General features: G+C 56.2%; 12 protein-coding genes and 1 tRNA gene. 7 read left to right on the top strand and 6 right to left on the bottom strand.

What is annotated here, in order from left to right:
* The first annotated feature begins 140 nt into the window (after positions 1-140).
* The gene (locus GSQ81_RS13065; RefSeq protein WP_158911152.1) at positions 141-3,704 is read left to right on the top strand and encodes a TonB-dependent receptor; all 3,564 of its coding nucleotides are present in this window, start codon (positions 141-143) and stop codon (positions 3,702-3,704) included.
* A gap of 213 nt (positions 3,705-3,917) precedes the next feature.
* On the top strand, positions 3,918-7,502 hold the full coding sequence (locus GSQ81_RS13060; protein ID WP_158911151.1) for a TonB-dependent receptor: 3,585 nt from the start codon (positions 3,918-3,920) through the stop codon (positions 7,500-7,502).
* 205 nt (positions 7,503-7,707) lie between these two features.
* Here the strand turns inward: GSQ81_RS13060 and GSQ81_RS19815 are convergent, their stop codons facing one another.
* Entirely contained in the window at positions 7,708-7,836 is a 129-nt protein-coding gene (locus GSQ81_RS19815) for a DNA/RNA helicase domain-containing protein (protein WP_216846429.1), read from the bottom strand.
* 389 nt (positions 7,837-8,225) lie between these two features.
* Here GSQ81_RS19815 and GSQ81_RS13050 point away from each other — a divergent pair, with 389 nt between their 5' ends.
* Entirely contained in the window at positions 8,226-8,864 is a 639-nt protein-coding gene (locus GSQ81_RS13050) for a sterol desaturase family protein (protein WP_158911150.1), read from the top strand.
* A 373-nt stretch (positions 8,865-9,237) separates the two neighbouring features.
* On the opposite strand, the gene GSQ81_RS13045 is transcribed toward GSQ81_RS13050, so the two are convergent.
* Positions 9,238-9,330, bottom strand: a tRNA-Ser gene (locus GSQ81_RS13045).
* 337 nt (positions 9,331-9,667) lie between these two features.
* On the opposite strand from GSQ81_RS13045, the gene GSQ81_RS13040 reads away from it, so the two are divergent.
* On the top strand, positions 9,668-10,855 hold the full coding sequence (locus GSQ81_RS13040) for a glycoside hydrolase family 27 protein (protein WP_158911149.1): 1,188 nt from the start codon (positions 9,668-9,670) through the stop codon (positions 10,853-10,855).
* Positions 10,856-10,999: 144 nt separating this feature from the next.
* Here GSQ81_RS13040 and GSQ81_RS13035 read toward each other — a convergent pair whose 3' ends face one another.
* Together GSQ81_RS13035 and GSQ81_RS13030 are read right to left on the bottom strand one after the other, a co-directional pair.
* Positions 11,000-11,860, bottom strand: a complete 861-nt coding sequence (locus tag GSQ81_RS13035; protein ID WP_158911148.1) for a sugar phosphate isomerase/epimerase — start codon at positions 11,858-11,860, stop codon at positions 11,000-11,002.
* A 29-nt stretch (positions 11,861-11,889) separates the two neighbouring features.
* Complete coding sequence (locus GSQ81_RS13030) at positions 11,890-12,201, bottom strand: hypothetical protein (protein ID WP_158911147.1); 312 nt, start codon at positions 12,199-12,201, stop codon at positions 11,890-11,892.
* A gap of 176 nt (positions 12,202-12,377) precedes the next feature.
* Between GSQ81_RS13030 and GSQ81_RS13025 the strand changes: the two genes are divergently transcribed.
* From GSQ81_RS13025 to GSQ81_RS13015, 3 genes are all read left to right on the top strand, one after another.
* The gene (locus GSQ81_RS13025) at positions 12,378-13,340 is read left to right on the top strand and encodes a sugar phosphate isomerase/epimerase (protein WP_158911146.1); all 963 of its coding nucleotides are present in this window, start codon (positions 12,378-12,380) and stop codon (positions 13,338-13,340) included.
* 196 nt (positions 13,341-13,536) lie between these two features.
* Entirely contained in the window at positions 13,537-14,751 is a 1,215-nt protein-coding gene (locus tag GSQ81_RS13020; protein WP_254060170.1) for an ROK family transcriptional regulator, read from the top strand.
* A 45-nt stretch (positions 14,752-14,796) separates the two neighbouring features.
* Complete coding sequence (locus GSQ81_RS13015) at positions 14,797-15,603, top strand: MIP/aquaporin family protein (RefSeq protein ID WP_158911145.1); 807 nt, start codon at positions 14,797-14,799, stop codon at positions 15,601-15,603.
* 60 nt (positions 15,604-15,663) lie between these two features.
* Here the strand turns inward: GSQ81_RS13015 and GSQ81_RS13010 are convergent, their stop codons facing one another.
* Together GSQ81_RS13010 and glpK are read right to left on the bottom strand one after the other, a co-directional pair.
* Entirely contained in the window at positions 15,664-17,232 is a 1,569-nt protein-coding gene (locus tag GSQ81_RS13010) for a glycerol-3-phosphate dehydrogenase/oxidase (protein WP_158911144.1), read from the bottom strand.
* The gene (glpK, locus tag GSQ81_RS13005) at positions 17,229-18,728 is read right to left on the bottom strand and encodes a glycerol kinase GlpK (protein WP_158911143.1); all 1,500 of its coding nucleotides are present in this window, start codon (positions 18,726-18,728) and stop codon (positions 17,229-17,231) included. Before glpK ends, GSQ81_RS13010 begins: the two co-directional genes overlap by 4 nt.
* Positions 18,729-18,908 lie beyond the last annotated feature (180 nt).

Here is an 18,908-nt window from a genome sequence, read left to right as displayed (position 1 = left end):
TGTGCAAAATTTTTCCTCCCCAATTCTCCTATGCACGAGTTATAGTGGTTGCGCTATCACACTGAACTGCTCTTCGATTTGAAATCTTCTCTGCCATGGTCTTCCAACAAGTTTATTTATCAGTATTTTGGAGGAATTCTATGAAGATATTTGGGCCAGTCGTCATCTGCTTTATGGTAGCGCTATCTTTTTCGCTACCAGCGGCAGCACAGGAATACAGGGGTACGATTCAAGGAAATGTAACCGATGCCAAAGGCTATGTTGTGGATGGCGCAGCGGTGGAGGCGAAGAGCAACGAGCAGGATTACAAGATCACCACGAATGCGAAGGGGTATTTCGTGATCCCATTCGTGCAGCCAGGGACCTATACGGTCACGGTGAAGGCCAAGGGGTTTCGGACGGAGGAGCGGCCGGGCCTGGTCCTCAATGTGGCGCAGAAGATTAATCTGAACCTGGGCCTGACCGCTGGCGGAGAGTCGGAGACCGTTACGGTATCCACCAATACAATTCAGTTGGCGACGACGGATGCCTCCGGCGGTACGGTCATAGATCCGGAGCTGGTGCAGAATTTGCCGCTGAACGGCAACCAGGTATACATGCTAATGGGGCTGACGCCAGGCGTGCGATTTACGCAGACCCAGTTTGGCGCGGGCGGCTACTCCGGAACCCGAGCATGGGACACCTCGAATTCGTATTCGATCACCGGGCAGCCGGGAACGACGAACCAGTTTTTGCTGAATGGCGCGCCGATCTCGATACAGGGCGGCGGACCGGCGGGAACCTGGACCGTCGCGCCGACCATCGACGCGGTGCAGGAGGTCAAAATAATGACCATCACCTTCGACGCGCAGTATGGGCGCGTGGGCGGCGGCGCAGTGAATACCATTATCAAGAACGGATCCCCTCACTTTCATGGCACCATGTTTGACAAGTGGCGCAACTCGCTGTTCGATGCGAACACCTACCAGTCGAGCCAGCAGAACGAAGCAAAGTCGTTTCACAACGAGCATGACTTTGGAGGAACCATCGGCGGTCCCTTCCTGAAACACAACGCCTTCTTCTTCTTCAGCTACGAGGGTTATCGCCAGGTGCTGCCCGCACCAATAGTCGGCACTGTGCCTACGGCAGATATGCTGCCAGACGCCAGCGGAAATGTTAACCTGACGAACTACCTTGCCGCAGTCAACAAGACGAATGGAATCTACGATCCGGATACGACTACCTGCGTGGTTCCGTCGGGGAGTGGTGGCTGCACGACGTATGGGCGGGCGGCTTTCCCAAATAATACGATTCCAGCTTCGCGGATCAGTCCGATTGGCGTGAATATCCTGAAGCTGATGCCGGCGCCGAACCGGCCTGGGTACCAGAACAACTTCGTTTTCAATGGAAAAGACAGGTACCGGTACAACATGCCGATTGCGCGTGTGGACTACAACTTCACCGACAAGACCCGGCTGTATGGTCTTTTCACGTGGTGGTCGGGAACTGAATATCGGAACGGCAACGGATTTACAGGGGCGGCGATCCAGGGCAATATCAACAACTACCGCTCGGGCATAACGCAGGTGTTGGACCTGACGCATACCTTTTCAAACACGCTCGTAGCGGACGTGCGAGCTTCGTTCAACCGCTACTACACCCTTGCACCGGATGGAACCCTATCGGCAGGCCAGGCGCAACTTACGCCAGGTGATCTGGGGTTGAATATGCCGCAGTTGCCGACTACCACTCATGACTACGCTCCTGAGTTTTCGTTCGGCGACGGCTATTCGTCCGTCGTCGGAAATCAAGGCGATCCAACTATGTTCGAGACTTATGACCTTGGCCCATCCATCACGCAGACAGTGGGGCGGCACACGCTGCACTATGGCGGTGAGTTCTCGCTGTATCACGATGTTTCGGGCGGGATCGGTCAGCCGAATGGTACCTTCGGGTTTGGTACGGGATTCACGCAGAATAATCCGTTTCAGTCGAACAAAGATGGTTCTGCCATCGCTGAGACGTTGATGGGATATGCGGACAGCGGCAATGTGCACTACGGGTTCGCACCCTATGAGTCATACAGGTACTATGGCTTCTTCGTGCAGGACGACTGGAAGGTCAACGACAAGTTAGCCATCAACGCGGGTCTGCGATGGGACGACGAACTGTCACCCACAGAGCGGCATAATCGCCTGCTGGCAGGAATTTGTCTGACGTGCTCAAACCCAATCTCAGGCATGATCAACTATCCGGCGGGCAATGTGCTGCCCAATGGAGCGACGATGGTCAATCCTATTCTTGGCGCAGCGCAGTTTGCCAGCAGTAAACTTCCGGCGTATGACGAACATAGTGCGTACTGGCAGCCGAAGCTCGGCCTTTCTTTTGCCCCGAACCGCTTCATCGTCTTTCATGGGGGATATACCATCTCGAAGGCGTTCGGGATCGAATTGGGCGGAGCGTCTGCGTTTACCCAGGACACAGGCTACAACTCAACTCCGGACGGAGGTCTGCATCCGGCAACTGACTTCCGCAGCGGCACCCCGTTTCCGAATGGATACGCCACTCCTCCAGGCACCTCACAAGGAGCGTTGGCGCTGGTAGGCCAGGGTTTTGGAATCGATCAGCGCGATCGCAAGATTCCAATTGTGCAGCAGTTCACCCTTGGGTTCGAGGTGCAGATGCCCTTTGGGATGGTGGGTAATCTCGCTTACCTGGGAGCGCATACCACACGGCTGCGGGACTCTTTGCAGATAAATGGGATCAGCGCATCAGACTTCCAGAAGGGACACGACGACCCCAACTATCTCGATCAGCAGGTAACGAACCCGTTCTATGGGGTGCTGCCGAAGACGGTTTCGCTTGGGCAAAATCCCACCATCCAGGCGAAGTACCTGATGGTGCCCTATCCGCAATTTGATGGCAATCTGTACGTTTACACCAATGCGGGCGGCTTCAGCCACTACAACGCCATGCTGGCAAAGCTGGAGAAGCGCTTCTCTCATGGGCGCGCTTTCGGCAACGGGCTCAGCTTCCTGGGGTCGTTCACCTGGTCGCGGCTAATGTCGGCCACCGGCTTGCTCAACAACAATGGTGCCGGTCTCGTCGATGCCAAGCCGTACAACGCGGTCGATCCCAGCGACCGTCCGTGGGACTTTGCGTTCAGCGGGGTGTATGGTCTGCCGATCGGACGTGGTGGAGCCTACCTGGCTAACGCGCATGGGGTGTTGGGCGAGGTAGTGAATGGTTGGCAACTGGATTGGACGTTCACCAACGCCGGCGGTACACCTGCCGGCTTCCCCAACAACGATATATACACCTGCGGCCAGTACAACGAGCGGCCAGCGCATCGGTCGTATAAAAGCTACCTGAACAACAGCGAGAACCAATGCTTCACAACGTTCCCGGAGTATACGGCGGTGACGCAGTTGCCGGTTACGACGAAGCTGCGGAACCCGAACGCGGGGCAGACGGCACTGGGATTGGGGAAGAAGTTCTCCATCACTGAAGCCGCGAAGCTGGAGTTCAAGGCAGAGGTCTACAACGCTACGAACACGCCAATCTTCGGCGGACCAAACACTGGTTCACCGGAACAGGCGCCTGTCCGTGTTACCAGCGTGGCTGATCCAAACCAGCCGGGAGCGTGGTCGGGCTATGGAACGGTCGGCTCGACGCAGCAGAACTTTCCGAGACAGATGCAGTTCTCGCTGAAGCTTCTTTTCTAACCGACAGCAATCGATGAAGATTGGGCGGCGGCATTCTCGATGGATGCCGCCGCTTTTTTTGCCAAATCAGGAACATGGCTCACAGAGGCTTCCAAGAACCTGCCCATTGCGCGGAAGCTCACCTTTTATTTTCTTGCAGATAGCTCTCAGCCCCTCCGGTTTTTCTGCTTCCTCTTGACAGTCGCGAAATATGGCAGCTACAGTGCCCACATCATGAAATCCATACCAAGACTTATTCCGCAGCAGGAACATCCATGGCTATGTTCTCTTTTGGTAATCCTGGCCTTCTTCACCTTGTCCGTCTCCCATGTACTCGCGCAGGGCTATGGCTCGGTCTCCGGAATAGTGACAGACCCCTCCGGTGCTGCCATCGCCAGTGCCAGCGTAACCGCTACCCAGGTCGACACCGGTCACGAAACCACGGTCACGTCCAGCCAGAACGGCACGTTCGTCTTCACCGCGCTCCCGCCCGCCAGCTATGACTTCAAGGTCACTGCGTCAGGGTTCCAGCTTTATGATCAGAAGGCCGTTCTTCAAGCCAACCAGTCTCTGACCGTCAATCCGAAGCTTGCCGTTGGGGCCGCCACTCAGACCATTGACGTCTCGACCGCACCGCCTCAGGTCGACACCACCACCGGCACCCTGTCGCAGGTCATCGACCACGAGCGCGTCGTCGACCTGCCGCTCAATGGCCGCAATGCTGCCTCGCTCATGACTCTCGTCGCCGGCGTAGGAGATGCCACCAACGAAGGCAACGGCGTTAACCAGGGCAACGGCAAGACTTTTCCCGCGGCCGTGGTCATCACTTCGAATGGCACCCTGCCGAATCAGTCCAACTACCTGCTCGACGGTGGCAACAACGTTGACGAACTCACGAATGTCAACGCCCCCTTTCCCATGCCCGATGCCGTGCAGGAGTTCAGCATCCAGACGAGCAACTACGACGCTCAGTTCGGCCAGAGTGCTGGTGCTGTCGTCAACATCGTCACTAAGGCCGGGACCTCGCAATTCCATGGCTCCGCGTTTGAATTCTTCCGTAACGGCTACTTCAACGCACGTCCCTACTTCGCTACCGTTGCCGACAACCTCCATCGTCACCAGTTCGGCGGCACGATTGGCGGCCCTGTCATCATCCCGCATCTCTCCACGGGCAAAACTACCCAGTTTTTCTTTGGTTATCAGCACACGATCGCCAACCAGATCTCTACGGCCAGCAGCACGGTTCCCACGCTTGCGGAAGAAGGCCGCACCCCCTCGGGCGATCTGGCTGCTTATGCCGACCTCGGCAATCTCTGTAAGGCTGGCTTCGATGGCAGCGGAACCTGCATCACTGCCAGCCAGCAGGTCCGCAATCCCTTCACCAATGTCATCTACCCGTTCAACCACATCCCGCAGTCGGCCTTCGATCCGGCCTCGGTCAACTACCAGTCGCACTTTCCCACCGCAACCTCCGATGCCGGTGCCGGCCTCATCGGGAACCTTGTCAACTACTCCAAACCCGTCCTTCAGTCCTTTGACGAGTACACCGCCCGCGTCGATCACGACCTGGGCTCCCGCGATCATCTCTTCGGCCGCTACTTCTACGACTGGTACACCCAGTCCGGCGTCTTCAATCCCAACAACCTCCTGAGCTACGCCTCTTACTTCAACACTCGCTACCAGAATGCACTGCTATCAGAGACTCACGTCTTCACCGATCACCTCCTGAACTCGCTGGTGCTCAACTATCAGCGTGAGGTTGCCCTCCGCGGCGGCCCTCCAGGCAGCCCAAACATCACCGACTACGGGGTCACTAATATCTGGCAGCCCGCGACCGGTCCCTTCCTCTCGGCGACGATCAGCGGCTACTTCGGCGCCAGTTCCTCCGCGTATGCCGCCTGGGGTCGCAATAACTATTCCTTCAACGACGATCTTCACTGGGTCAAGGGCAGCCACAACTTCGCCTTTGGCGGCCACTTCGAGCTCTCCAAGGTCGACGTCACCAATGTCTACACGTCGTACGGAGCCTTCGGCTTCAACAGCGTCACGAACAAGATCGGCTCAAACACCTACTCCTACCCGAATGCCTACGGCAACTACCTCATGGGCTTTATGAGTAGTTTCGGTCAGGGCAACTATGAGTTGGTCAATGACCGTAACCACTTTCCTGGAATCTATGCTCAGGACAGTTGGAAAGCTACCCGCCGCCTGCAGCTTAACTACGGCGTGCGCTGGGAGTCCTTTGCCCCCTGGACCGATCGCCACAACCTCATGACCGAGATGCGTCCTTCGGCCTATGCTGCCGGCCAAACATCGCAGGTCTATACGAACCTTCCTGCCGGCTTGCTTGTCAGCGGTGACGCCGGCATCCCCCACAATGGCGTCCGCAATAAATATACCCAGTTCATGCCTCGCGTCGGCTTCGCCTATGACGTCTTTGGTGACGGAAAAACCGCCATCCGCGGTGGCTTCGGCATCTTCTACCAGGATCGCCTGCCTGCATTTTTCAATCTTACCCAAGGCAGCTTCGTCCCCAACACCATCTCGCTCGCGCTTACTAACCCCGGCATGTACGGGACCGTGGCAGGCGCCAACCCCGGTGGTCCCTTCAGCAACCCCTACTGCACTGGATGTTCAGTTGGCGCGGTATCCAACCCCTTCCCTTTCACCCTGCCATTCCCGAAGGATAAAGTCTTCCCCAACGCCTTCCAGGTCGCGGAATACGATCCCTCCGGCAACTTTCAGGTTCCGGTTACCAATGACTTCAACCTGATCGTCGAGCAGCAGCTTGCCCCGAGCTGGTCGATGCGCCTGGCCTACGTCGGTTCCACCTCCCATCACCAGCTCGTGAACCTGGAGCTCAACCCCGCCGTCAACACCGGCTCCGGCCTCAGCACCAATGCCCGCCGCGTTTATAACACCGCGCCTGTCGTTGGACCCTGCACCACCTCCGCCGGTTGTGCCACGGACTACTCGCAGATCGTTGAAACCGCGATGATCGGCAATGCTCACTACAACTCGCTGCAGGCCACGCTTCAGAAGAGCATGACGCGCGACTTCTCGGTCCTGTTCAACTACACCTTCTCCAAGTCTTACGATGACATGCCCCAGGCTACCCGCATCTCCAATACCGAAGACGTCAACCCCGGGGAGTCCTATGTCTACCCGCTCTACCCGTCCAACGCAGTCAACATCCCCGCCGCGGCTTACGTCTCTGACATCAAGGCCCTCGACCGTGGCCTCTCCGATATCGACCATACTCAGGTCGTTTCGGCGTCCTACGTCTATAACTTCCACAAGCTGCATTCAGACTTCCGTGCGGTCAACTACCTTGTGAACGGCTGGCGCACTACCGGGCTTGTCCGCTTCCGCTCCGGCGACGTCCTCACTCCTTATATGGGAAGTGACGTCTCCCTCACCGGCCTCACCCAGGACCGCCCCAACCGCGACTTTACCAAGGCGGCTTACAACAACGTCGTCGGAGGAGGTCACTGCGGCGCCGGCAAATCCTGCGTCAACTGGCTGAATGACGCTGCTTTCTCGGCGCCTGTTAACAGTGGCCCCGGAACCGGCTTCGGCAACATAATCAAGGGCACCTTCCGCGGCCCTTCTCTTACCGACTGGGACGCCGCCATCATCCGTTCCTTTCCCATCTACCGTGAAACAACGCTGGACTTCCGCGCCGAGTACTTCAATGTCCTTAACCACACTCAGCTCGCCAACCCCAACACTACCTTTACTAATTCGAGCTTCGGCACGATCACTTCCACCCAGGGTGATCCCCGTATCGCTCAGTTTTCCCTTAAGTACGTCTTCTAACCCGCCCCCATGCCTGTTTGGAAAGGCGGTCAACCAGCACTTCCATCTCGCATAGGTAGTTCATTTATGTCCCAACGGATATTAGTCGCAGAATTTCGGCCATAGAACCTGTGATGTCGCTGGAAATAACGCAGTGGGCCAACCCAACTGCGTTATTTCCAGCAGGACGAACACTCTGACCAGTCCTCGTTACGGTCGAGATTTTCTATTTCACCAACAACATCTGTTCTGCTGAGCATTGAAATCCCGCACGAGCGAAGATGTGGAAGTATCTGTCCCAACATGCTCCGGCCCAGTCCAGCTCAAGACCTTGGATCGCGAACTCGCTCGCCAATCCTCTAACTAGTAAGAGAATTGGATGTCTATACTTGGATTCAGGAGCCAATTCGCCGGCTCGAGTTCTGATTTGCTATGGCTCCCTTCGGGCCGGAGGCGTTGAGCACCTGAAGACGCGACCAAACCAAAACGCTCCATTCCGCGGGGCGGCCACATATAGGACACCGTGTTGTCGCTTTGTCTACGGTGATACATAGGGTCGGCGACGGTGTGGTTACAATGATTGAGGTCGGGATACGTCTAAAGAGAGGGCATTGAGTTGTTCCGTCTGAACTGCACATCGCCCGGGCGCGATTCGGAAGAGTACGGACCGTGAAACTTAAGGCACCGTTCTGGCCGCCATCATCTGGGAAGCACGGCCACGTCACTCCAAAGAGGAAAAGCGGGATGATCGAAGTTGTACCTAAGCGAAGCATAGCTACGAGAATTGAACAGGCTGGCTGTGCTGCGCGCGATCTTGCGCAGGCCGTCACAGAGAGCCGCACCAACTATTGGGCATCTTACGTGGCTGACTTCATGTGCCCTTTTCTATTTGCTTATTTTGGGATGCGGCATGGGTGGAACTTGCCGTCCACCATCCTCAGCTTTTTGTCTGGCATGGCTGTATTTAGCTTGATTGAATATTCCATCCACCGATGGCTTCTTCATGACCCGAGGAGTGTTCTCTTTCAACTGCACGAAGCTCACCACAATAACCCCGAAAAGCACTCGGCATTTTTCTTTCCGACCAGCATCGTGGTTCTTACCTTGGTTTGGGTGCTTTTAGCCAAGGCCCTCCATATTCAATCCGCTTCCTTCTTCATCTGCGGAATCGCAACCGGATACTGCTACTTCGGAGCTCTTCATCATCTGGAACACACGACGCGCATCAACCAGATCCCATTCCGATGGTTGCAGAAGAGATGGGCTGCACACAGTGTGCATCACCATCTTGATGAAAGTAACTTCGGCGTGATCACCTCATTTTGGGATTACGTTTTCGGGACACAACAAAACAAGAAGAAGCGAATGCCCTTTGGCCTGTAGCTTGCCAGCAAATGGAGTTCGGGCTCGCTGCCGAATGGGATCAACCATCCGCGCTTGGCAGTATGCAGGTAAGCTAGAACGGTTCCGCACTTGGCGTCTCATTCTCCCAAGAGGTTTCTTAACGCCAGAGGGGTCTATGGTCGCAGTCATTGAATCGAGCACCCTCTTATAGAAACTATTACGTGCGGGGGAAGCCATTACAGATGGGGAGTGTTCGCCACCCTTAGTAAGGCTCCGAGGCGTTAGCAAGGTAAAATCGCTTCTTTGGCCTTACTAACCCGCTTTACCCGCGCTGTATGCACAAACAAAGGCTGACAATATCCGCTTTATATTGTGTAGTTTGCGAATATTTTGAGTGGCTTGCCGAAGGTTCTGGCGGAGAGTGGGGGATTCGAACCCCCGATAGAGCTTTTGACCCTATAACGGTTTAGCAAACCGCCGCCTTCAGCCACTCGGCCAACTCTCCGACTCTTGTTGCGATTGTGTGATCGGCTTTTGTGATTATAACTTGCCGATGGAGATGTATGCTTCCTGTGCGATAAATTTGTGCGCTGTAGCAGAAGGAGTGCGACTTTCGCGATCGAGCCATATCTCCATTGAGGCCGAAAGCGGCGGTCTTCCTACGTTGTTGGGGTTCAGTGGATCAGGCTGCACAAATCAAGGAAATAAAATTTTATTTTTGCAGATAAAAGTCTTCAATTTGCCTTCCATCCATGCACTCACGTATAAATCTCACTGTTTTGCCATAGCAGTTATTTGCCATAGCAGTTAACGGACAGAATTCACATCGGAGTCTTTTGCTTATGACGCTCTTACGAATACGGACTGCCTGTGTTGCCCTCGCATCCTTTCTCTTTCTTGTTTTGGGCGTAGCGCCGGCGCAGCAGAATGGTCTGGCCATGCACCCACCGATGGGATGGAACAGTTGGAATCATTTTCATCGCAAGATTGATGACGCAACCATTCGTGCGCAGGCAGAGGCCATGGTCTCAAGTGGTATGCGCGATGCGGGCTATACCTATATGAACATTGACGATACCTGGCAGGGTACGCGCGACGCGCAGGGCATCATCCATCCGAACGACAGATTTCCTGATATGAAGGCACTGGCTGACTTCGTTCATAGCAAGGGGCTGAAGCTCGGCATTTACTCTTCGCCGGGGACAACCACCTGCGCGAAGTTCGAGGGGAGCTATTGGCATGAATTGCAGGATGCGCAAACCTACGCGGCATGGGGGATTGATTATCTGAAGTACGATCTGTGCGGCCTGCGCGACCAGATGCGTGCTGCTCCGACTCCTGAGGCTGCCAATAAGATCATGGTGGACTCCTATATAAAGATGCGCGATGCTCTACGCAGTACCGATCGGCCCATCGTGTACAGCCTTTGCCAATATGGCGACGATGCGGTCTGGCGATGGGGCACGAACGTCGGCGGCAATCTCTGGCGCACGACAGGAGACATCAACGACCATTACTCCCGCATGGCAGAGATTGGTTTCGGTCAGGCTGGGCTGTCCCGTTTTGCCGGCCCTGGCCATTGGAATGATCCTGACATGCTGGAGGTTGGTAATGGAGGTATGACGGCGGATGAATACCGCACGCACATGGCGCTGTGGGCTATTCTTGCCGCGCCTTTGCTGGCAGGCAACGATCTGACGACCATGACGCCTGAGACCATTGGGATTCTGACGAATCGAGATGTGATTGCCGTCGATCAGGATTCGGCAGGGAAGCAAGGCGACCGTGTCAGTGCTGAAGGCCCCATTGAAATATGGGCCAAGCCTTTGGCGGATGGTTCGAAGGCTGTCGGCATCTTCAATCGGGCACCCTCTCCATTGACCACACAAGTAGATTTCGGCAAGCTTGGATTCGGCCACGCAGTTAAGGCAAAAGACCTTTGGTTGTCAAAGGACCTTGGGACCATTCGCGAGCCCTATACGGTAACGGTGCCGGGGCACGGCGTTCTCTTTCTGCGCATATCGAAGTAAAACTGATGCGGTCGCCAGGTTTCGTATCCGAAGTTCTCCTGGATACATTCTGGCGACCGCATCTTTAAAAGTAGCAACCACGCACTAATTGGCAGCTATATCGGTTTAGAAGGCATCACGCTGCGTCCAGAATAGATGCAAGCCCTACCCCTTATAGCCCATGCCGGCAAGCACTCCGCGCATATAAGCGAAGCTCTTGATGACTCCAGGCAGCGGATCAGACGGGAAGATCTCGTACTCCAAGTCGACCTGTCCGGGATAGCGCATTTCAATCAGTGCCTTGAATATCTGCGGTACCGGCATCAGCCCATCGCCCACTGCTACTTGGCTCTCCTTCACGTTGCTCTGGGCGAGATCTTTCATGTGGATATCAAATAGGCGCGGCCCCGCTTTGCGAATTGCGTCAACAACATCGGTTCCGGTACGCATCGTGTGACCTACATCGATGCAGCAGCCCATGCGCGGGTCCATATCTTTCACCGCATCGAGCACCGTCAATGGGGAAGGCCACTGTTTGTCCTCCGGTCCATGATTGTGGATGCCCACGCGAATGTTGTACTCCTTCACAAATTTTTCTACTCGCGGCAGCGTCTCATGTGTCGGAGCGCCAACGATGAGAGATACACCGGCAGCTTTGCAATACTCAAATTTTGCGCGGATATCATCATCGTCGTCTTTTGGGAAATAAATTGTTCCAAGTGCAGTCAAAGTCATTCCGGCTGCTCTGTACTCGGCTGCCTTGGTGGCCACCTGGTCCAGAGGAGTCATGGGGAGATGGGTGTCTTTCAGGTTCAAATAAGCCGTCTTGAGCTGCTTCATGAAATCGATCAGGTGGGCCTGGTCGAAATTTCTGAAGGTGTAGCTGGCGATTCCCAACCGTATCGGAGAGGAGGAGGCTGATTTGTTCTCGCCTGCGAAAGCGAAGCCAGGGTTAGAAAGAAAGGCCGAGGCGCTCAGCATCGTACCTCCACGCAACAGGTTACGGCGGGACATTGAAAGGCTCATGCTGGGCATCCTACCTCCGCTTATGTGGGCTAGTCCAGCGCCATTTCAAACGAAGCCGAATCGCTCAATAATTTTTTAGTATTTTCTGTTGCTATTTTCAGGCCGCGCTGATACCGTTTCGTTCGTTCTGCGAACAATAACCTGCTTGACCGTGAAGTGATGCACCACTCCTGGAGGTTCACATGGTTCGCAATAAAATTTTTGTCATTCTTGTGCTGAGTTCCACGAATTTCATGTTTGGGCAGGCCGTCAACGCTACCCTGTCGGGCACTATTACCGATAGCACTGGCGCATCTGTTGCTGATGCAAAATGTTACTGCTACTGAATCGAAGATGATCATCGCTCATCAGTCTGTCTCGAACGCGAGCGGCAACGTCGGCACGAATCTCGTTCTAGAATTATCCGAGCATGCAGATCGGCGAAGGGCCGGGCGTTCTTCTCAAGAGCGTCCGGCCTCTCCAGCTTGAGCAAACTAATGGATTCAAACCGAATCAGAAGAGTAGAAGGGGATCAATCATGGAAGTTTTTTCACGACGTAATTTTCTCGCCGGAGCAGGCATCGCCGCTGCGGCCTGTGCAGCGCAGCCACTCTTTGCCTTGGTGCCGAAATCACCATTCAAGATTGGCGTCATCAGCGATGAGATTTCGCCGGACTTCGATCACGCCTGTTCCGTCATCTCCAAAGACTTCGGTCTGCAATGGGTGGAGCTGCGCAGCATGTGGGGCAAGGGCCTGCATGATCTCTCCGATGCTCAGCTTGTCGACGCCGAGAAGATTCTTGCCAAATACAGCCTTCGCGTCACTGATATGGGTAGCCCGGTCTTCAAGGTCGACTGGCCTGAAGCGCCAAAATCTTCATTTAGTCCAAAGCACGACTTTGGCGCCAATGACAGCTTCAAGCAACAGGGGGAACTCCTCGACAAATACATTACCCTGGCGAAGCGCTTCAAAACCGACAAGATCCGTTGTTTCGATTTCTGGAGGCTTGATGATGTGAAGCCTCATCGTGCCGCGATCGACGATCAGTTGAAGAAGGCGGCTGAGACCTGCGGTAAGAACGGTCTGCTGCTCGTCATCGAGAACGAGTTTGAATGCAACACGGCCACCGCACCTGAGGCCGCACGGACTCTCGCCGCAGTTCCGTCTCCGCACTTCGGATTGAACTGGGACCCGGCCAACGCAGTGATGCGCGGCGAGCTCGATGCCTTTCCGACCGGCTGGAATCTCTTGCCAAAGCATCGCATACTCCACTGCCATGTTAAGAACGCAGTGAAGGGGCCGGACGGGAAGATCGCCTGGTCTCCCGTCGACAAGGGCTTCATCGATTGGACAGCGCAGTTCCGCGATCTCAAAAACATTGGCTACCATGGGGCCGTCAGCCTGGAGACGCATTGGCATGGCGCCGCTACACACGAAGAGTCCACCCGCATCAGTTGGGCGGGCATGAAGGCAGCTCTTCAGAATTCAGGAACTCTCTAGATTGTGGTCAGATCTGCATCTTTAGATCACGTCAAAATGGGGTTCGGGGCTATCTCAGCCGAACCCCATTCGTCGTTCCGCTGCCTCATGGCGTCAGGTCCCCGCATATCTGCCATTTACCTTGATCTGAATGGAGAAATGCTGAATTCCGATGGTATAAAGGCTACACACAAAATTCGTCGACGAATCACTGTGAATGAACAGATCGCTGGTCTATGACGGTGGCCACATCTGGGCGGAAATCAATCTAACTATGCAGCACTTTATCTTTGCCGGCAAACAGACCGCCTCCAACAAAACGCCTCGCCAGATCAACCGGAACCTGCTGTTCAACTTCATTCGCACGCGTCCATCGGTCTCTCGTGCCGATCTCGCGCGGCTCTCCGGACTCCAGCGCAGCACCGTCTCCCTCATCGTCGAAGAACTTATCGCTGACCACTGGATATTGGAAGGCGCCACCGGTCGTCTTCCCCGCGGTCGCCGCCCCACGCTCATCAAGCTCAACGACCAGCGTGCCGTCATCGCACTCGACATCCACCCTGCGCAGACCACTGTTGCCGTCGCCGATCTCGGCGGAAAGATCATTGCGCAGAACGTCATCGTCCTGCCCTCGGATGCGGGTAAGGCGCTCACTGCCATCGTCTCCGGCATCCGCAAGCTCATCGCCGCGCACAAGGACAAGTCCTTCGACGGCATCGGCATCAGTCTTCCTGGCCGTACCGACCTGCACCTGCAAAAACTCATCTTTGCGCCGAACCTCAACTGGCCTGTCCTCAGCATTAAGTCCCGCATCCAGCGCGCCACCGGCCTGCGCGTCGAGATGGACAACGTGGCCAACGCCTGCGCTCTGTCCGAAGTCTGGTTCGGCGATAGCGATGGCATGCACGATCTCGTCGTCGTCAATGTCTCCGAGGGGATCGGCACCGGCATCTTCGCCAACGGTCAGCTTCTTCGCGGCGATAACGGCATGGCCGGTGAGTTCGGCCACGTTCAGATCGACCCCGACGGCCCACTCTGCGCCTGCGGCAATCATGGCTGCTGGGAGACGCTGGCTTCCAATCGAGCCGCGCTGCGCTACTATAACGACCTCTCGCCCTCTGCCCCGGCGGACAGCTTCGATCATGTACTGAAGCTGGCGCAGAGCGGAAACAAAAAGGCCGTCAGTGCGCTCGAAAAGACGGCACTCCAACTAGGCCGCGGCATCCGTATGATCGCCTCTGCGCTCGCCCCCAAGGAGATTGTGGTCGTCGGCGACATCACTGGCGTCTGGCATACCTTCGGTCCTATCGTCGAGGCGGAGTTGCGCAAGCACTCCCTATCGAAGTCTCCCGTCCTGCGGCCCGCTTATGATGGCAATGCCGCCCGGCTCCGCAGCGCCGTTGCTCTGGTCTTGAGCGAAGGCGTGGTCTAAGAGGCAATAGATTTTGCAACTAAATTGATGAAGAGGCTGAGTACGATGAAGCGACAATTTATTGGGGAACTCATTGCCGAGACGATAGCCGTCTTCATCATTATTGCGTTCGGCGACTCAGTTGCCGGCATGTACTCGCTCTATACGCCCAGCCCCTATCAGGGAGCCTACTGGGGTGTCTGCATTGCGTGGGGCCTGGCAGTCACCATTGCGATCTATGCAACTGGATCGGTTTCGGGCACGCACGCGAATCCGGCAGTCACGCTCGCGCTGGCCCTTTACAGAAAATTCGAGTGGGCCAAGGTCATCCCTTATTGCATCGCCCAGGTCGTGGGCGCAGTCCTGGGAGCGTCGCTGGTTTACGTGCTGTATTCGCCGGTCATCGATCATTTCAACGAAGCCTCGCATCTCACTCGAGCAGCCGGCGGCGCAGCAGGTGTCTTCTTCACCCATCCCGGACTGGCGATCACGCCCATGCACGCCTTCAGCGATCAGATCATTCTCACCGCCTTTCTCATCTTCGGCATCTTTGCAATCACCGAAACCTATAACGAGATGGCGCCGGGAGCGAACTCCGGTGCGCTCATGATCGGTCTGCTTGTTGCTCTGATCGGAGCATCGATGGGATATCTGGAAGCATGGGCGATCAACCCGGCGCGTGACTTTGGCCCGAGGCTCTTCTGCTATATGACGGGGTGGGGCAACTCTGCCTTCCCCTCGCCACAAAACTACTGGTGGGTGCCGATTGTAGGGCCGCTGATTGGGGGCGTTGTTGGCGGAGGTGCCTACCAATATTTGGTTCGGCCCTATCTTCCCGCACATGTTCGCGCCTTGAGCGGCGAATCAAAATAGTCACGCGCCCGTCTGGAAGCCGCAAAATAACCGGAGTTAGATGATTTCTTTCGGACTACCTTACTCTTCCCGGTAGATATACCCGTTCGCCACATTTGCAAACTGCTGTAGATCCTTGTCTCGCCATGCCTCGCTTCGCCCCAGTTCTTTAGCCAGCAGGTCCGCCACCACGGGAGCAGCTTCAATTGCCGCCTGCGCATCGAGAAACAGTGCGCGCGTCCGGCGTGCGAGCACGTCCTCAACGGTTCGAGCCATTTCGTAGCGAACTGCCCAAACTACCTCGCGCAGCCGGTACGGAAGCCGCGGATGCAAAAGCGCCGCAAGCGCCGCATCGTTGTCCGACAGGCTTTGCAGTAGAGGCAGATCGGCTCCATACACGCGCTCCGCCTCCGCCATCCCGCCGGAGCTATCCGTCCATCCATGCAGCTTCAGGTCCAGGGTTCGCGAAGCTGTCTTTGCCAGTCCGGCAACTTCGGCAGCATGGTTGATCGTGTCCTCGCCCATGCGCCGATAGGTGGTCCACTTTCCTCCTGTGATTGTTACCAGCCCAGACTTCGAGACCAGAATCGTATGGTCGCGCGAGAGCTTCGACGTCTTGCCGCCGCCCTTGCGCACCAACGGCCGCAACCCTGACCACATACTGCGAATCTCTTCTGCCTCCGGCTTGCGCCCAAAATAACGAGCGATATGCTCCAGCAGAAAGGTTCTCTCCGAAGCCATCGAGCGCGGCTCTACCGAAGCTCCATCGACCGGCACATCGGTCGTGCCCACAATCGTCGATTCATGCCACGGTATAGCGAACAACACCCGTCCATCGGCTGTCTTTGGAATCATCAACGCCGTGCTGCCCGGCAGAAAGGAGTGAGGCAGAACAAAATGCGTTCCCTGGCTCACGGCAAGCAGCGACTCCGCCGCCACGCCGTCCATGGCGAGAACCTCTTCCGTGAAGACGCCGCTGGCATTCACAACAACCTTTGCCTGCAAATCAAACGAAACGTCCTCTTCACAGTCGCGTGCCTGAATCCCAACGATCTTCCCGCCCTGTTTCAGCAGCCCCACGGCTTCGACATAATTAATAGCTGTCCCGCCCAAATCCTGAAACGTCCGCAGCAGCGAGATCGCATATCGTGCATCGTCGAACTGACCATCGTGGTACAGAATGCCCCCGCGCAGTCCCGCATCGGCAATCCCCGGCAACATCTCCACTGTCCGCTCTCGCGAAAGCAGCTTCGAGGGACCCAGCGAAAGCCTGCCCGACATTCGCTCATACACCTTGAGCCCAAAGCCGTAGTAGGGAAGCGAGAAGTAGTCGAACGCAGGCACGACGAACTGCAAATTATGGACGAGGTGCGGCGCATTCCGCAGCATGTGTCCCCGCTCCCGCAGAGCATCCATCACCAGCGTGATGTTGAACTGCTCCAGATACCGCACGCCGCCATGCACTAACTTGGTACTGCGACTCGAGGTTCCCTTGGCAAAATCAAACCGCTCTACCAGCACCGTGCGGTAGCCTCGCGAAGCAGCCTCCACGGCTGCGCCCAGCCCACTGGCGCCGCCGCCGATCACCACTACATCCCACGGCTCACCCTGCTCTCCAAGCCGGTGTAATATTTCAGATCTCTCGCTCAATCCTGTGTCTCCCCCGCCCAATTTCGTGCACGATCCAAGGCTCTGTGCCAGGTAGCCTTGACCTTGCGTCTCGCCTCGGCATCGATCTGCGGTTTGAACACGCGATCCATCTGCCACTGCCGCGCTATGGTCTCTTTATCCGGCCAATATCCCACGGCCAAGCCGGCAAGATACGCCGCGCCCAGTACAGTAGCCTCGGCATTCTTCGGTCGAACAACATCGATCCCCAGCACGTCCGACTGAATCTGCATCAGCAGATTATTCGCCGATGCTCCGCCATCCACTCGCAACTGTGCCAGCGGCAGGCCCGAGTCCGTCTGCATCGCCTCCAGAACGTCCATGGCCTGCAACGCAATTCCTTCCAGCGCGGCCCTTGCAATATGTGCCCGCGAAGTCCCTCGCGTCATTCCCAGCAGTGCGCCACGCGCATACTGGTCCCAGTGCGGAGCGCCCAGCCCGGCGAATGCAGGAACCAGCACGACTCCATTCGTACTCGTAACCGAAGCAGCCAATTCCTCAATCTCTGCCGAAGTCCGAATCATCTGCAACTCATCTCGCAGCCATTGCACCACCGCGCCGGCCATCAACATGCTTCCTTCGAGCGCATACTCCACGGTGTCGCCGATCTTCCATGCAATCGTGGTCAGCAACTTATTTTGCGAGATCATGGGCTTCGTGCCGGTGTTCATCAGCATGAAGCTGCCCGTGCCGAAGGTACACTTCGCCATCCCCGGCTCACTGCACATCTGTCCAAACAGCGCCGCCTGTTGGTCTCCAGCAATTCCGGCAATGGAGATGCCGTGCAGGATTCCCTTCGTCGTGCCGCAATGTCCGCTCGACGCAACCACCTCCGGCAGCACCGACCGCGGAATATCCAGCAGCTTCAACAGCTCCTCGTCCCATTCCAGCGTATGAATATTGAAGAGCATCGTCCGCGAGGCGTTCGTCGCGTCGGTAACGTGCCTCTCACCTTGTGTCAGCTTCCATATCAGCCAGCTATCGACTGTGCCGAACGCCAGCTTTCCTGCCTCTGCCCGTTCCCGCGCACCGGGAACGTTATTCAAAAGCCAGTTCAATTTGCTGCCGGAAAAATAAGCATCCGGCAACAGGCCGGTCTTGGCCTGAATCATTTCCGCATTGCCATGGTTCCGCAAGCCATCGCAAAATTCGGCGGTCCGGCGATCCTGCCACACAATCGCGTTATGGACCGGCTCGCCTGTCTCGCGGTCCCACAACACTGTCGTCTCGCGCTGGTTCGTAATTCCGATGGCCGCAATATTGCGTTCCGTCAGGTCTGCCGCCGCCAGCGCCTCGGTAGCTACGCCGCTTTGCGTAGACCAAATCTCGGTAGGGGAGTGCTCCACCCAGCCCGGCTTGGGAAAGATCTGCTTGAAAGGACGCTGCCTGATGGAGATCACATTGCCCGCACCATCGATCACCATCGCCCGCGAACTCGTCGTTCCCTGATCGAGCGCGAGAATATATTGCTTCTCCATGAGTCAGCTACCTCAACCCGGTAAAGTAAATCGTTACCGATAACTTTCAAATAATTTCGCAACCTCTTCAAGCATCGCGATCTTCCCGTAGAGGATTCTAACCGTAACTCGCGCGAATGAAGAATAACTATCTGAGAGACCGTTTCTCTTATCGCCGGAGGCAAAAAGCCCCTGCCTCCC

Origin of the sequence: Granulicella sp. L56 (assembly GCF_009765835.1) — a bacterium.
Lineage (GTDB): Bacteria > Acidobacteriota > Terriglobia > Terriglobales > Acidobacteriaceae > Edaphobacter.
This window is presented reverse-complemented; position numbering and strand designations above follow the sequence as displayed.

What these genes read in the sequence shown, in the direction of transcription:
- GSQ81_RS13065 (WP_158911152.1), top strand. Translation starts at nt 141, where the DNA reads ATGAAGATATTTGGGCCAGTCGTCATCTGCTTTATGGTAGCGCTATCT.
- GSQ81_RS13060 (WP_158911151.1), top strand. Translation starts at nt 3,918, where the DNA reads ATGAAATCCATACCAAGACTTATTCCGCAGCAGGAACATCCATGGCTA.
- GSQ81_RS13050 (WP_158911150.1), top strand. Translation starts at nt 8,226, where the DNA reads ATGATCGAAGTTGTACCTAAGCGAAGCATAGCTACGAGAATTGAACAG.
- GSQ81_RS13040 (WP_158911149.1), top strand. Translation starts at nt 9,668, where the DNA reads ATGACGCTCTTACGAATACGGACTGCCTGTGTTGCCCTCGCATCCTTT.
- GSQ81_RS13035 (WP_158911148.1), bottom strand. Translation starts at nt 11,860, where the DNA reads ATGAGCCTTTCAATGTCCCGCCGTAACCTGTTGCGTGGAGGTACGATG.
- GSQ81_RS13030 (WP_158911147.1), bottom strand. Translation starts at nt 12,201, where the DNA reads ATGATCATCTTCGATTCAGTAGCAGTAACATTTTGCATCAGCAACAGA.
- GSQ81_RS13025 (WP_158911146.1), top strand. Translation starts at nt 12,378, where the DNA reads ATGGAAGTTTTTTCACGACGTAATTTTCTCGCCGGAGCAGGCATCGCC.
- GSQ81_RS13020 (WP_254060170.1), top strand. Translation starts at nt 13,537, where the DNA reads ATGAACAGATCGCTGGTCTATGACGGTGGCCACATCTGGGCGGAAATC.
- GSQ81_RS13015 (WP_158911145.1), top strand. Translation starts at nt 14,797, where the DNA reads ATGAAGCGACAATTTATTGGGGAACTCATTGCCGAGACGATAGCCGTC.
- glpK (WP_158911143.1), bottom strand. Translation starts at nt 18,728, where the DNA reads ATGGAGAAGCAATATATTCTCGCGCTCGATCAGGGAACGACGAGTTCG.